General features: G+C 68.5%; 13 protein-coding genes. 12 read left to right on the top strand and 1 reads right to left on the bottom strand.

Annotated elements, in window-relative coordinates; all coding sequences use genetic code 11:
* The first annotated feature begins 141 nt into the window (after positions 1–141).
* The 12 genes from RWR81_RS09885 to RWR81_RS09830 all read left to right on the top strand — a co-directional run bounded on the left by RWR81_RS09885 (position 142) and on the right by RWR81_RS09830 (position 12,081).
* Positions 142–1,191: a C40 family peptidase gene (locus RWR81_RS09885; protein ID WP_314457336.1), complete on the top strand. Its 1,050-nt coding sequence runs from the start codon at positions 142–144 to the stop codon at positions 1,189–1,191.
* A 69-nt stretch (positions 1,192–1,260) separates the two neighbouring features.
* Positions 1,261–2,088 (top strand): hypothetical protein, encoded by an 828-nt coding sequence (locus RWR81_RS09880; RefSeq protein ID WP_314457335.1) that lies wholly within the window; start codon positions 1,261–1,263, stop codon positions 2,086–2,088.
* 148 nt (positions 2,089–2,236) lie between these two features.
* A complete protein-coding gene (locus RWR81_RS09875) occupies positions 2,237–4,558 on the top strand; it encodes a hypothetical protein (RefSeq protein ID WP_314457333.1) in 2,322 nt (773 codons plus the stop codon).
* Between the two features lie 11 nt (positions 4,559–4,569).
* On the top strand, positions 4,570–4,812 hold the full coding sequence (locus tag RWR81_RS09870) for a hypothetical protein (RefSeq protein WP_314457331.1): 243 nt from the start codon (positions 4,570–4,572) through the stop codon (positions 4,810–4,812).
* A 138-nt stretch (positions 4,813–4,950) separates the two neighbouring features.
* A complete protein-coding gene (locus tag RWR81_RS09865) occupies positions 4,951–5,229 on the top strand; it encodes a hypothetical protein (RefSeq protein ID WP_314457328.1) in 279 nt (92 codons plus the stop codon).
* A complete protein-coding gene (locus RWR81_RS09860; protein ID WP_314457326.1) occupies positions 5,229–6,686 on the top strand; it encodes an SCO6880 family protein in 1,458 nt (485 codons plus the stop codon). Before RWR81_RS09865 ends, RWR81_RS09860 begins: the two co-directional genes overlap by 1 nt.
* 8 nt (positions 6,687–6,694) lie before the next feature.
* Positions 6,695–8,194, top strand: a complete 1,500-nt coding sequence (locus tag RWR81_RS09855) for an ATP-binding protein (protein WP_314457325.1) — start codon at positions 6,695–6,697, stop codon at positions 8,192–8,194.
* Positions 8,191–10,062: a TraM recognition domain-containing protein gene (locus RWR81_RS09850; RefSeq protein WP_314457323.1), complete on the top strand. Its 1,872-nt coding sequence runs from the start codon at positions 8,191–8,193 to the stop codon at positions 10,060–10,062. The genes RWR81_RS09855 and RWR81_RS09850 overlap by 4 nt, the downstream gene beginning before the upstream one ends.
* Before the next feature lie 4 nt (positions 10,063–10,066).
* Positions 10,067–10,372: a glutaredoxin family protein gene (locus RWR81_RS09845; RefSeq protein WP_314457321.1), complete on the top strand. Its 306-nt coding sequence runs from the start codon at positions 10,067–10,069 to the stop codon at positions 10,370–10,372.
* Between the two features lie 11 nt (positions 10,373–10,383).
* The gene (locus RWR81_RS09840; protein ID WP_314457319.1) at positions 10,384–10,794 is read left to right on the top strand and encodes a hypothetical protein; all 411 of its coding nucleotides are present in this window, start codon (positions 10,384–10,386) and stop codon (positions 10,792–10,794) included.
* On the top strand, positions 10,787–11,311 hold the full coding sequence (locus RWR81_RS09835; protein WP_314457317.1) for a hypothetical protein: 525 nt from the start codon (positions 10,787–10,789) through the stop codon (positions 11,309–11,311). Before RWR81_RS09840 ends, RWR81_RS09835 begins: the two co-directional genes overlap by 8 nt.
* 65 nt (positions 11,312–11,376) lie before the next feature.
* Complete coding sequence (locus RWR81_RS09830; protein WP_314457315.1) at positions 11,377–12,081, top strand: hypothetical protein; 705 nt, start codon at positions 11,377–11,379, stop codon at positions 12,079–12,081.
* Here the strand turns inward: RWR81_RS09830 and RWR81_RS09825 are convergent.
* On the bottom strand, positions 12,076–14,208 hold a 2,133-nt coding region (locus RWR81_RS09825; RefSeq protein WP_314457313.1), incomplete at its 5' end, for an AAA family ATPase. The genes RWR81_RS09830 and RWR81_RS09825 overlap by 6 nt on opposite strands.

The following is a 14,208-nucleotide window of genomic DNA, read 5'->3' as shown; positions in this document are numbered from 1 at the left end:
GCCAGGCCCGCGCCGGCGGACTGTCTGGTAACGGCGACACCCGGCCGAGGGCGCGTGGCGGTGGTGGGCACGGTTAAAGGGTGAATGAGGGACCTGAGATGGGTTCTAGTGGCCGGGTACGGAAAGGAGGGGGCTGGTGAGGTGAGTGAACTGGAGGCTGAGTCGGAGTCGGGTTCTGGCTCGAAGTGGCTGGTTGCGGCGCTGCTGATGGGGCTGGTGGTGGCCCTGGTGGCAGGGCCTCTGTTAGGGGCCGGGATCTATGTGTCCTTATTTTTTCACGTGCCTCGTGGGGCGATGGGGACGGGGATGGCGTGCCGGGTCGGGCAGACACAGGTCGAGGCCTCTAACGGTCAGGGCGGTACTACGACGTTTAGTCAGGAGCAGCTGAACAATGCGGCCGCGATTATCGCGGCCGGTAACTCCTCGGGGGTCGGGGCGCAGGGTCAGAAAATCGCTCTGATGACCGCCCTGCAGGAGTCCACTTTGCGGAACCTGGCCAACCCTGGGGTGCCCGGCTCGATGGACCTGGCTCACGAGGGCACCGGGGCCGACCACGACTCCGTGGGCCTATTTCAACAGCGCCCCTCGATGGGGTGGGGGACGGTGGAGGAGATTATGACGCCGTCGAAGTCGGCGGCGACGTTCTACGAGCGACTCAAGGGCGTCGAGGGCTGGGAGTCCATGCCTCCGGGTCAGGCGGCGCAGAGCGTGCAGCGCTCAGCCACCCCAACGGCGTATGACAAGTGGGAGCCGACGGCGGCGTCGCTGATGTCTGCCCTGGCGGGGGTGGAGTGCGGGCCGATCGGGAAGGAGGCCGGCCAGCAGGGGGCGATGGGTGTCGCTGGGGTCAGCGGTGGTCGGGCAGCGATCATCGCCTACGCCCAGGCCCAGGTCGGCAAGGCGTACGTGTGGGCCGCTGAGGGCCCGGACGCCTTTGACTGCTCGGGCCTGACGATGAAGGCCTATGAGCAGGCCGGCATTCAGCTGGAGCACTCCAGCGGCTCGCAGCTGATGGCCGGTGAGCATATCTCAGCCGATCAGGCCCAGCCCGGCGACCTGTTGTGGTGGCCAGGGCACGTCGCCATCTACACGGGCGGCGGTCGAATGATCGGCGCCCAGACCCCCGCTGAGGGGGTGCGCGAGATGGCTGTCTACGGGGCCCCGACCTATATCCGGGTCCCGGGCCTGTGAGCCGGCGCCCGGATATAGGCAGAGACATTTGTGTACAGGAATCCATGTTTGAGTAAGGGAGAAGGAAGAGTGTTTAGGAAGGCATCTGACTGGTGGTCGTGGAAGTGGAGCCGGGCGCGTAGGCTCATCCGGTTCCTGATGGTGGCCGGGGGCGTGGTCGCCCTGGTGGTGGTCATGGTCGTGGCCATGGTGGTGCTGGGAGCCAACACCGACCGCCTGCCCTCGCCTGTCGGGGCGAAAGGGCCCGGGCCGACGGTGTCGCCCGGTGCGTCGGCGCCGGCGACGGTGTCGGCTGCCCCCGGGGACTCGGGGTTCGTGACATCCACCACGGGGGTCGACTTCGGTGCTGACCTGCCGCGTCTGGGTGAGTCGCCGTTCGCGAGGACCACGGACCCTCGGGTCTTCGCCCTGAGTGTCCAGGGGGCGGTGGGGTATGACTACTCCACCGTCCACCCCCAGGATCCAGGTGCTGAGGCCACCAGGATCACGAGTTCTTGGCTGGCGGGGATGACTGGCGAGGACGGCCCTTTGGGGGCTGAGAAGCACAAGGTCTTGCGCCAGGCAGTCACTGACTCGGTGAGTCCCGATTATTTGGCGTATCAGATCGAGGCTCGTGAGCGCGACGAGGTCGACGTCCTCGGGGTGACCGACACCGATAACTCCGCGCTGCGGAACGATGTCGGCAACGAGGTCTACCTCAGTGTGGTCAACAACCGGTCGACACTGCACGCGCTGACGACGACAGCCAGGGTCAAGACCACTACCCAGCAGGTTTACGACGTCGCCGGGTTCGTACGGACCACGGAGACTGCCTTGAGCATGATCGTTCGTTGTGACCCGACGGTGAATGACGGGGCGTGCGAGCTGGTTGGGATCGTGGGAGGTGGGTCCGCATGATCCTGGGCAGATTGGAATGGATAGCCCGCGGGCTGCTGGGCGCGAGCGTGTGTGTCCTGGTGACTGCGGTGATCCACCTGGTGAGTAGCGGGGTCGCGTGATGAGGTGTCTTTCGAGGTATGCGCGGTTGACGGGGCGGGTAGCGCTGATGGTCCTGATTGCCGTGGGTGTCCTGTCTCCGGTGGCCGGGGCGGCACCTGCTGTCCCGGTTGAGGCGGGCCCGGTGGCCGGGGTGGTTATGCCGGTTGACCCGCCGAACCCGGATCCGAATCCGGACCCGGGCGGGGAGGCGTCCCCGGCCCCGGCCGATGACGGGGACGGGTGTCGTACAGGCAAAGATGATCTGAGTGACAAGATCTGTGGGCACGCTAAGGACGGTGGGAGCGAGCTCAAGGACAAGGGCACCGGGATCTCCGGGGGGATTAAGAACAAGCTGAAGGACGGTCAGGAGGTCGCTGATGACGTCGCCAAGAAGGTGGCGGAGGGCGCCAATCCGAACGATCCCAACGCCGGCTCGTCGAGCTCGTCCAGCGACAGCAAGTGGATCAAGGACGTGCTGGAGACCAGCACGGTCTGGATCGGGGACATGCTGGGGAGGGCCGCGGCCTGGGTCATCACGTCGGTGCTGGCCATTGTCTTCGGCCTGGGGTCCCCGGACCTGGGCGCGGACTACATCTACACCTGGACCGGTCGCACGTTCGCGTTCGGGATCCTGATTACGATCGTGCTGGCCTTCTGGACGCTGGCGAAATCAGCGATCCAGGCCCGGGGCCTGTCGGGTGTGCGTCGCGCCGCCGGTGGTGCGGTGGTTGCCACCGCCGCGTCGATGGTGACCCTGCCGATCCTGGTTGGCCTCACGACCGGGGTCGACGGGATGAGGGAGGCGATGGTCTCCTGGCTGGGTCTGGACGTTGAGGCGCTGTCGCAGAAGATCACGGACATCTTCTCCTCGGACACGTTCCTTGCCCTGGCGGGGATCTCCCCGGGATCTGCGATGATGGCTGCGGCGGCGATGATGATCGGATTCGGGTTCTTCTGCCTGTTCACGGTGTTTTTCGCGATCGTGCTGCTGTTCGTGATGGTGCTGCGGGGCCTGTTCCTTCAGGCTGCGGCAGTGGTGATTCCGGTGGCGTACTCCGGCCTGGCGGCTGATGAGACCAGGGCCTGGCCCAGGACCGTGCTGGGGTGGCTGATGGCACTGCTGGTGGCACCCTTCGGGATCGTGATCGTCCTGGGCCTGGGTTTCCTGGGGCTGGCCGAGATCGACAAGGCGGACTCGATCACTGCGGCGCTGTCACAGATGGCGACCAGCGCGGCTGCGATGCTGGGCGGGTTGAGCTGTCCGTGGGTGTTCTTCAAGCTCTTCTCCTTCCTGGGGGAGGACGCGGTGGCGTCAATGATCTCCCAGATGCGTGGGGCGGTCGTGGCCGGCGCAGGCGTCGTGGGCGACACGGTCAAGTCGGTTGTCAGCGCCGCCTCCTCCCCCACTGAGGGCGGGCCGGTCGGTGACACTGTCAAGAAGGCGGCCTCCCAGGGTGCTCACGGCTCCACCGATGCAGGCGGTGCTGCTGGCGACGCCGGAGGGTCTGAGGCTCAGGCCGGCGGTGAGCAGCAGGGCCAGGCAGAGCAGGACCAGCAGAAGGCCAAGGCGGCGGCCGCTGCGGCGGCCGTGGCCACGGGCGGAGCCAGCGCAGCCGCCGGCGCCGGGGCTGGGGCCGGGGCAGCCGGTAGCTCGGGTGGGACAGCAGCCTCTTCCTCAGGAGGCGGGGCAGCCACGACTGGCGGTTCAGCCGGTGCCGGCGGGGCCGGTAGCGGTGCGTCCGGTGGGGGGTCGGTCGGCCAGGTGGCCGGCGCTCCGGTGGAGGGTGCGCCCTCGATGGGCGGAGGCACTACAGCGGGGGGTACCACGGGCGGTGCCGCCTCGATGGGTGACTCGGTTTCCAGCACTGCTGCGGACGGTGGTGCAGGCGGAGGGGTCTCTCCCACCCCTGCAGCGGGTTCCTCCAGCGCTGGTGGTGGTGCGTCCGGTGGTGGTTCAGTCGGCCAGGTGGCCGGCGCTCCGGTGGAGGGTGCGCCCTCGATGGGCGGAGGTCCGGTGGCCGGGGGCGCCGGTGGATTCGCTGCGCCGCCTCCGCCTGCTATTGCGCCAGCTCCCGCCCCTGCACCCGGTTCCGGTGCTGCTGGTCTCGGTGGTGGTTCGGTCGGTTCCGTGGCTAGTGCGCCACCGTCCGGCTACGGATACAACCCGGCTCCCCCACCACCCCCGTCCACGGGCTACTCGTCGAGCTCGCTCTACGGCTACAACAGCCCCGGCGGCTCGGGGTACAGCAGCTACGGGCCGGGTGGCCAGGGCTACCGCCCACCGGAGGATGACACTGACACCGCGGTGTTCGCCGTCCCTGGCGGCGCCGACGAGCCGGTCGGCGCCGATGCGTTCATGCTGGATGACCGCTACTGGGAGGAGGTGTGACGATGCGAGTAGTGACACCAGACACGTCGGTGTGGGGTTACTTGACCAGCTTTATGGACACCCTTGGCGGCCTGCAGGCCCTGGTGCTGGTCGCCTGCGTGATCGGGGTGATCAGCGGCGGGGTGCTGTGGGCGGTTGCGTCCGGGCCCATCGCCCGTAGAGGGCGCTGGGCGGTGATCGGCTCCTGTGCAGGGGCCGCTGTGGCGGGGAACCTTCCCGCGCTGATCGCGGAGGTGATCAAGGACCTGTCCTAAGCCATCCGACTGAGAGGACCCACGCGCCCTCCTTTTGCCACCGTGACTGGTGGTGAGAGGAGGGCGCGTGGCGGTGGTGGGCACGGTTAAAGGGTGAAAGGGGCAACTGGGCCCCTTCATCACAGAAAGGGGGGTCGTATGAATAATTACGACCCAGGCATCAGCCCCAACTGGACGTTCTTCCCATTCATGGACAGCCTCAAGAACGCTGCCGGAGGGTGGCAGGCCGTGGGACTGATCCTCGTGGCGGCGTTGCTGATTGCTTCCTCGCTCGCGTTGGCCGGCGGGCACGTGTGGGACCACGGACGTTCCACGCAACTGGGGAAGGCGGGGATCATCTCAGCCTTCGCGGGGGCGGCGCTCATCGGTGCAGCACCCCATGCCGTCGCCTTCTTCGCGAGTATGGGACTCTTCTGATGGCGGCGCCAGCAGCGGAAGTCATTCCGCGTCGCAGCTCGTCGGGCGTGTTCCTGGGGTTGTCGTTCCGGGCGGTGATGTGCGTGACGGCGGGCGTGGGCGTGGCCGTCTTCGCCACCCCCGTGTTCGGGGGGTTCCGTGGACTCGCTATCACGGGGCCGGTATGGCTTCCGCTGCTGGTCCTGGGACTGTGGCCCGTTGCGTACATCGACGGGCGTGCGATCGACTGGCTACCGATCGGCGTGTCGTACCTGATCCGGCGCACGACCGGTCAGCACCAGTATCGGGCGAAGGTGTGGCGGACCCGGCCGGAGGGCACACTCGGCCTTCCTGGCAACCGGGCGCGCCTGGAGATGCTTGTCGACGAGGTCTCCGGCGCGGTCATGGTGCTCGATCGTCGGAAGAGGACGCTTGCCGTGACGGCGGCGGTGACGGGCAGCTCGTTCCTGCTCGATGAGACCGCCGACCAGAACGCCAAGGGCAACGGCTACGGACGGCTGCTGTCGGTCGTGGGCTCGACTGAGGGCATCAAACGCATCCAGGTCAGAACACGCTCAACTGCAGACGTCGGCGCGGACATACACCGCTACTGGGCGCAGAACCGGGCGCAGATGAACCTGGACCATCCGGTTCAGGCCTCCTACCGGGAGCTGCTGGCGTGGTCAGGGACGTTCATGGAGCGCCACGAGGCCACGATCACGATCGTGCTTGACCTGGAGAAGGTTAAGAAGTCCGTGAGGGCCTACGGTGGCGGAAAGACCGGGGCCGCAGCACTGATGCGCCAGCGCATGAGCACCCTGGAGCAGCAGCTGGACTCCGCGGGCCTGACGCTGCGGGGCTGGCTCACCAAGGACGACCTGGCGACTATTGTCCGGTGCGCCTACGACCCGGCCGCGGCGACGCGGCTCCAGGCCCACCCTGAGCAGGTCGAGGACCTGGAGGACGCGGGCCCAATGGCAGTTGACCCGGACTGGACCCAGGTTCGTACCGACTCGGGGTTCCACAAGGTGATGCGGATCGCCAAGTGGTCCCGTGAAAAATCAGCGATTGGGTTCCTTGAAAAGGTCCTCCTGGTGTCAGGGATCGTGGTGACAGCCTCGTTCATCTACAGCCCTGTGCCCAGCAGTAAGGCTGTCAAGGACGCCCAAAGAGAGGGCAGCCGCGAGGTGGAGGCTCACGATGACCGCCGTCGGCTGGGAAGAGGATCGACGGTTGTTAATCAGACTGACCACGCCCAGGCCGTCGAGCACCTGGCCGACCTCAACCGCGGGTTCGTCGACTTCGACCACGCAGTCCTGCTGACTGTGTCGGCCCCGACTAAGGAGGCTCTCGCCAAGGGCGTGGAGGACGTACGTGGTGCCGCCCGAGCGGTCATGGCTGATCCACGTACGGTCATCGCTCAGCAGGATGAGCTCTTCGAGGCCGCCGTCCTTCCACTGGGGCTGGGGGTGCGCTGATCATGGGTGTGAAGGTGGGAACCCTCGTTGTTGGGCGGCGGACACTCCGTCAGCGACGGGCTGCAAGCAGGGCTGAGCGGCAGCTGTTCCACAAGATCAGCAGCAAGGAGCGGGAGAGCCGGCGCCGACAGAAGAAGGAGGAGGACGCCCTGTGGGAGGGCGAGTCCCTGCCCGCTGAGGGGGAGGCCGGCGACCGGATGGGCCGGTCAGTGATCCCGGCGTACGTGAGTACCACTCGGATCACCTCTAACAAGGCTCGCGTGCAGTACCCGTTCCTGGCGCCGGCCAACCGAGGAGGAGAAGGAGTGCTGATCGGGACTGACAAGTTCGGCCGCTCACCGTTTTGCTTCGATCCCTTCGTGGACTACCGCAAGGGGATTCTAAGCAATACGAACATGGCGGTCCTCGGGGGGATCGGAACTGGGAAGTCCTCACTCATGAAGTGCATGGCGCTACGCGACCTGGTCTTCGGGCGCCGCACGTTCATTCCCGGTGACCCCAAGGGTGAGTGGACCAATATTGTTCAGGCGGTCGGTGGTTCGGTGATCACGCTTGGTGGCACCTCGCGGGCCCGTCTCAACCCGTTGGACGCCGGCCGGCGCCCGCACCGGGATCAGGAGGGCAGGACGGTGAGCGACGAGCAGTGGCGCACCATGGTGGATAACCAGCGCCTCGACCTGATGGAGGCGCTGGTGTCCACCTTGATGGGGAAGGACCTGCTGCAGGCGGAGAAGGCCTCGCTCAGGGTCGCCCTGGAGGCGGCATCGGCTCGACACGGCGGCAGCCCGATCATTCCCACGGTTGCGGAGGAGGTCTTCAACCCCAGCACCCCGGTTGAGGAGGCTGAAGGGTTCCGGGACCGCGAGGACCTTGTCCGTGTCGGAAGGGAGGTCGGTTTCGCCCTCCAGGAGTTGACGAGAGGAAAGCTCAGGGGCCTGTTTGACGGGCCGTCGACGATCGCCTTCGATCCGGCAGCGCCAATGATGTCGATCAACCTGGAGAACTTCACGCGAGGCTCTCAGGCCATGTCTTTGATCATGGCCTGCACGGGTAGCTGGTTTGAGGCTTCCTTACGCGGTGACGATCTGGGTCAGCGCAACGTGGTCTACGAGGAGTCTCATGAGCTGATGAGCTTCCCGCAGTTGCTGGAGCGGATGCGCTCGAACTTCAAGCTGGTTCGTGCATGGGGGCTGCGCAACATCATCGCTTTGCACCGCATCAGTGACCTCGACGCGGTCGGGTCACTGGGTTCCAAGCAGCGGGCCGTGGCCGAGGGCCTGCTGGCGGACACCTCCACACGGGTGGTCTATCGGCAGGAGTCTGACCAGCTGGCGAATACTCAGCGGGTTCTGGGTCTGAGCAGCACCAGCTTGAAGGCGGTGGAGAACCTGGCTATCGGCAGCGGCCTGTGGCAGGTCGGCAAGCAGGCCTACCTGGTGGCTCACCAGCGCACACGGTGGGAGACCGAGCTAACGAACACGGACTCAGCGATCGGAGAGAGACAGTGAGCATCAGCAGTGGATCGGACGGGATGTTGAACTTCGGCCTGTTTGCCGCCGGGGCCGTGACGGTCGTGGCTGCGACTGGCCGCGTGGCCGCCGGCGCCGCCTGCACGGTCGGGGGTTGCAGCGTCGGTCGTGATCCGGTCAGCGGGACGATCGCCTCGGTGCTTTTCGTGGCGCCGGCGCGGGCGTGGGCGGCCGAGGGAATGAACGGGATCGTGTTCTGGCTGGTGTGGCTTCTCCTGCTGGTTCCGGTCGTGGCCGCGGCCGTGTGGGTGTGGCGCCAGGCCAGCGCTCGGGGCCTGCTGGGCGGCGCCGGCCGCAGCGGCGAGCTCCGGCACGAGAAGGGCATGGCCACCAGGAACCAGGCTGTGCAGCACTTCGGGGCCAGGCAGCTGGAGAAAATGGTCTGGCTGCGCCCGGACCTGGAGAGGCCCACCTGCTGGGAACTGGGCTACCGGGTAGGAAGGTGCCGCGGTGTGAACGCCTTCCTACCCAAGGAGGACTCGTTGGTGGTCGAGGGGCCTTCACGCAGCTCCAAGTCGAGAATGCTCATGGAGGCGATCCTGGCGGAGTTCACCGGCGCGGTGGTGGGCACCTCGGTGAGGACCGAGATGGCGGCCCGTACCGTCCTGCACCGCCAGGCACTGGGCGGACCGGTCGCGGTCTTCGCCCCCGGCGGGCTGAACACCACCGGTGAGGCCGGACGGGTCCTGGCTCGCGCGCAGCTGCGCTGGTCCCTGACCCGGGGGTGCGAGGACTCGGAGGTGGCGCTGCGCCGTGCCACGGCCCTGGCCGCCAACGCAGGAAAAGGTACCGGCGGAAGCGATGGCTTCTGGGAGTCTCACGCCCGCCTGGTGCTGGCCCCGCTGCTGCACGCTGCCGACCTGTCCGGAGAGGGCGTTGAGGCGCTGGCCCGATGGACTCAGAGCTCGGCACGAGCCAGGGACGCCGTCGCGGTCCTCAACGCCTCGCCGGCGGCCGAGAAAGGATGGGCTGACCGCCTTGACGGAGAACTGTCCGGCGACAAGCGCACCGTGGACAACATCTGGGCCACTGTCCAATCCTGCGTCGGTGAGCCGTTGATGAACCACAAGGTGCGTGAGATGGTCTCCCCCGCCCCGGGGATGGAGCTCGACATCGCCGACTTCATCCGCCAGAAGGGCACCCTCTACATCGTCAGCGATAGCAATGACTCGGCGGCCCCGTTCCTGGCTGCCATGATCGAGGACATCTACGCCGTGGCCACGGAGCTGGCCAACCGCTCGGAGAACAACCGACTGTGCCCGGGCCTGTTGCTGTGCCTCGATGAGATCGCGAACATCGCCGTGCTGCCGAGCTTGTCGACGATGATGAGCGCCGGCGGCGGCTCGAATATCACGGTGATCATCTCGATCCAGGCCCTCGCCCAGCTGGCCGCCCGGTTCGGGCGTGACGTCGCCCAGGCGATCTGGACCGCGGCAACAGCACGGATGCTGCTGGGCGGGACGATGGACGCCGAGACCCAACGCAATGTCGTGGCCAGTATCGGTGAGCGCACGGTGGAGCGACGAACCGGGTCCACCGGTCTGGGGCAGTCGTCGTGGGGCGAGGTCAGGGAGAACGTGGCCACCGTCGGCCAGGTCCGCGCCTTGTCCAAGGGCAGCGCCCTGCTGTTCAAGGGCGCTGCGCCTGCGGCGGTGATCGACCTGATGGATATCGACACCCGCCGCAAGCACCGGGGCCGCCGGTACCCGGCTCCCGCAGCAGTGACCTCGATGCCCGCGGCGGTGGGCGAGCCCTACCGGCCGCCGGAGCTGGCACCAACCAGCTACGGGCAGTGGCCCAACGAGCCTCAGCAGGAGGACTCGTTCCAGGCAGCGGTAGGGAGGTGAGAACATGAGTGACGTCGTCGTCTACGGCAGAGCGAACTGCGTGCAGTGCACGGCCACTGGACGCAAGCTGCAGGCTGTGGGAGTGGATTACGCCTACCGGGACGTGAGCGACCCAGCGGCGGCCCGGGAGGCGCAGCAGGTCGCCGAGCGCTTGGGGGTACGTCAACTGCCCCTGGTGGTCGCTGGCGACCAGGAGTGGGCTGGCTACCGGCCCGACAGGATCGCGAGGCTGAGCCCCCCTGAGGTGGGGGCCGCCAGCCGGGAGTGGTCACCGGCCCCCACTCGCACGATGAGCCTGGAGGTGGGTTGATGGACTCCCGGATGCGTCACAGGAGGCGCCCGCTGCGTACCCCGGGCAGGGTGGCGGTCGGGAGGCGCTACGCCGAATGGCTGGCCTCCCCCGGGTGGCACCGTCGACGTCGACGGTGGGCGTATGAGGAGCAGCGCCGCAACGGGCGGATCGTGTGCGCCCTGTGCGGCGCCAGGTGGAGCCAGTCCCACGGGGACCTGCACCACCTGTCATACAGCCGAATGGGCAGGGAGCGGCACGAGGACCTGATGGCCATGTGTCGGCCCTGCCATGAGCTGGTGCACCAGGCCATTGACGCCTCACGGGCCTGGCAGAGGCTCATCTCCAGAGGTAAAAGGCGCCAGGTGACACTGGCGATCATCGAGCGCATCAGACAGACACACTCCAGAAGCAACGATCGACAGGGACAAGGCGATGAGTGAGAACGACAGCAGCAGCGGCGACAGTGTCCAGTGGGACACCAGTGGCGGCGCGGGTGGTGAGGGGATCCCCTTCGCAGAGACGATCGACTGGACGACGCTGAGCCCCGAGGAGAGGCTCGAAGAGCTCGGCGATCTCCGCGGCTTCGTGGCCAGGCTGGTCAGTGACTACGAGCTGGACGGTGGCAGCGTCCCCCCGTGCTGGGAGAAGCACGAGTGGGCCATCCGGGTCCTTGACGCGCTATATCGTTCCTATTTGATTGCGACACACCCCGTGCAGTCGGGTGAGGCTCTCATAGGGTGGCACCATAACTTTGTATTCGCTCGTGATCTGCTGCGCGAGGGCTTCTCGGGTCAGTGCACAGCCAGTGGTCACGTGCCCGCCCGCACCCAGGCGTGGGCGCTAGACATCGTAGCCGGGGGTAAGGACAGCAAGGAGTGGCAGGCTCGTCAGGAGGAGGCGATGACCGCCTACCGCGCTCAGGCGGGGGCGGCGGCCGTCGCGGCGGCGGACGCGTAGTCAGCCACGCTGATGACTGGACGAGCGCGACAGTGTTGTGGCCCTGCGGCCACACGGAGGAGCTCATGCTGACCTGGCTGCCAACGGAGGCTGCTCGACGCAGCAAGGCCCTGCAGAGCGTGCATGAGGACGGGTGCGTCACCTGCGCCGCCGGCGACGCCCAGCCGGACGCGGTCGTGGTGCCGTTCCCCGAGAGACCCGAGCCCCGCAGGCGGGGAGTGCCCGCACCTGGCCAGGCCGTCCTCGATGAGCTGATCGAGGCAGGCCAGGAGTGGATCGAGGTCACCAGCGAGGCCGTGAGCCTGCTGGTGGAGTATGTGCCTGAGGAGACACGTGTCGACGTCGTTCCTGGGGCAATGGCTGTCGTGGCCGGCCCGGGCCCGATCGTGCGCTCCTGGGGCCAGGTCGGCTGCGAGGGCGGCGGGCGGGTTGCTGCCGGCGCGGGATCCATGACGGTCCTGGCTGGCGGCACCGCTGCGGTGTGCGACGGGGGCACACTCAGGGCGCTGGCCGGAACCGGCGTGGTTGACGCCGGGGCGCGCCTGGTGCTTAACACCGAGGACGATGAGGTCGACCAGGGGCTGGTCGTGTACGCACTACCGTGGTCGGTGGTCGTGGTCGACGACAGCGCCGAGGTCGTCACCTCCCAGCCGTGGGGCGTCATCGTCGACGCCGACGGACGCATGCACCCCGCGCCGGCCGAGCCGCCGGTGGCGGCCGGCGAGATCCTTGAGGCGGCCCAGGCCATGGGCGCCCACCCCGGCCTATAGGTCCCTCCCCTGGTCCCTGCGGGTCGCCTGGGTCCGTCTGGGCTGCGGCTGGGGCGCGTTGACCGTGGGCCTGGGGCGGCGGGTCATGGTGGGCACCGTCGGTACGCGCCTGGGTGCGGGCGGCGCCTGCCTGGGAGCCTGGGTGGCGAGCTTGCGGGCGGTGAGCAGGGCCTGGGTGGCGCGGCGGCGGTCGGCGATGACGGTGGGGTCAGTGTGGGAGACCACCGGCCCCAGGGTCGCCTCCAGGGTGGTGTCGTGGGTCGTGGCGGTGACGGGGCCGCCGGGCGGGTCGATGATGCCGTACCTGTCCCGGTAGGCGGCCACGGTCCGTGCCTGTTCCAGCCACTGGGCCCGCGTCCTTGGGTCGGCCGGGGTGGGGCCGAGGTCCTTCGTCCAGGGCTGGTTCTCGGTCAGGGCCTGGTGCAGGACGGCGCTGGCGCGGGCGGTGATGAGCTTCTCGCGCTCGTCCAGAGCCCGGGCGACGTCGGGGTCGGCTGACGGCGGCGCGGCGGGGATGAGGCCGGCGATGAGCCGGCGCCGGCTACCGGCGTTGTCGTGGGCCTTGCGGGCCTTGGCCACGCGACCTGCGAGGTCGGCGGCGGGGTGCTCCTGGTTGAGGGGCTTGGCGGCGGCCAGGGCGGGGAGCACGGTGCCCACGTCGAGGCCGGCGTGGTGGGCGTGGCGCAGCTCCGTGGCCAGGGCGTCACTGTAGTCGTCGGCCAGCAGCCGGTCGGTCTGGTCGGGCAGGAGCCGGGGTAAGGCGCTCTGCCAGCCCCAGGCAGCGTCCCCGGCCGCGATCGTGGTGTACTCGTTGGCCAGGCGCTTGACGGTCTCGGCCCGCTCGGCGTGGATGTCGGCTGCCGCACGGGCGGTCTTGGGCGCGGTGTCGCGGGCCAGGACGTCGGTGAGGATGTGGGCCGGCTCGGTGGCGGACTGGGGCATGAGGTCGTCGTCCGCCTGGGCGCCGTCGGTGATGACGTGGGCCAGGTTCGACGTGCGGCCTCGGGTCATGCCGACGTAGAGGGTCTGTCGGCCCATGTCGGGGGTTACCACGACGTGGCAGGTTTCCACGGTGCGGCCCTGGGCGCGGTGGATGGTGGTGGCGTAGCCGAGCTCGACCTGGGCGGTGACGTAGTCGGCGGGCAGGTGGATCGCCTCCGCGGCCGGGTCGGCCGTGGGGGTGACGAGCATGGCACCGTCAGCGGACACGGCCTGGACGTGCCAGGTGGCGCCGTTGTGGGCCCAGTGGCGCCCCGAGCGCAGGGCGCGGGCGTTCTTGCGGGTGACGATGAGGTCTCCGGCTGAGGCTTGGTTGCCGTCGGCCAGGGTGACCTCCCGGCCGGTGACCCTGCCTGCGGCCTTGAGGTCGGCGCGGGCTCGGGCGGCGAGCTCGGCGGCGGTGGCGTTGTCGGCGGCGACCATGAGGCTCGTGCGCCCTTGGGCGGTCTCGGCGGCCCAGGCGGCGTGGACCTGGTCGAGGACCTCGTCCTGGGTACCGGAGGCCACTGCCCCGGCGTTGGTGTAGGTCTCTACCGCTCTGCGGTCGCCGGCGCGCAGGGCCAGTGAGGCCGGCCCCTGCCAGTCGTCGACGAACCGGTGAATGGTCTTCAGGGAGGGGACGTTCTCGGGGTGGGAGTCGATGAGCATGCCGAAGGCGCCGCCGGCCTCGACGGCGGCGAGCTGGTCGGGGTCGCCGACGGCCAGGACCTTGGCGCCGGCGGCGTCGGCCTGGGCGACGATCTCGCGTAGGGGCAGGGTGGCGGCCATGGATGCCTCGTCGACGATGATGAGGTCACCTGCCTCCAGGCGCGCCTCCTGGATGGGGGTGTTCTCGATACGGTGCAGGGCGGCGTCGATGGCGGCCCGAATCCTCCGGTCAGGCAGGCCGGCGGTGCTGGGATCAACCGCGGCCAGGGAGTCGCGGATGTCGGCGACTCGGCCGCCCTGGTCGATCCAGGCTCCGGCCTGGCGCAGGAAGTCCAGGTGGTTGTCGCGCTCGGCCTGGGCGCGGCGCAGCGTGAGCCACATGCTCACGTTGTCGGCCGGTGCTCCCAGGGACTCGCCGAGGACCTCGGCGGCGGCCGAGGAGGGGGCCAGGGCGGTGACCGAGCCGGCCCCGTGCTCGGC

The sequence above is a fragment of the uncultured Actinomyces sp. genome (assembly GCF_963526355.1).
In the GTDB taxonomy this organism is placed as follows: domain Bacteria; phylum Actinomycetota; class Actinomycetes; order Actinomycetales; family Actinomycetaceae; genus Actinomyces.
This window is presented reverse-complemented; position numbering and strand designations above follow the sequence as displayed.

Bases quoted from the DNA above. Each gene is read 5' to 3' on its own strand.
- RWR81_RS09845 (WP_314457321.1), top strand. From the start codon at position 10,067: ATGAGTGACGTCGTCGTCTACGGCAGAGCGAACTGCGTGCAGTGCACG.
- RWR81_RS09860 (WP_314457326.1), top strand. From the start codon at position 5,229: ATGGCGGCGCCAGCAGCGGAAGTCATTCCGCGTCGCAGCTCGTCGGGC.
- RWR81_RS09840 (WP_314457319.1), top strand. From the start codon at position 10,384: ATGCGTCACAGGAGGCGCCCGCTGCGTACCCCGGGCAGGGTGGCGGTC.
- RWR81_RS09830 (WP_314457315.1), top strand. From the start codon at position 11,377: ATGCTGACCTGGCTGCCAACGGAGGCTGCTCGACGCAGCAAGGCCCTG.
- RWR81_RS09875 (WP_314457333.1), top strand. From the start codon at position 2,237: ATGGTCCTGATTGCCGTGGGTGTCCTGTCTCCGGTGGCCGGGGCGGCA.
- RWR81_RS09835 (WP_314457317.1), top strand. From the start codon at position 10,787: ATGAGTGAGAACGACAGCAGCAGCGGCGACAGTGTCCAGTGGGACACC.
- RWR81_RS09865 (WP_314457328.1), top strand. From the start codon at position 4,951: ATGAATAATTACGACCCAGGCATCAGCCCCAACTGGACGTTCTTCCCA.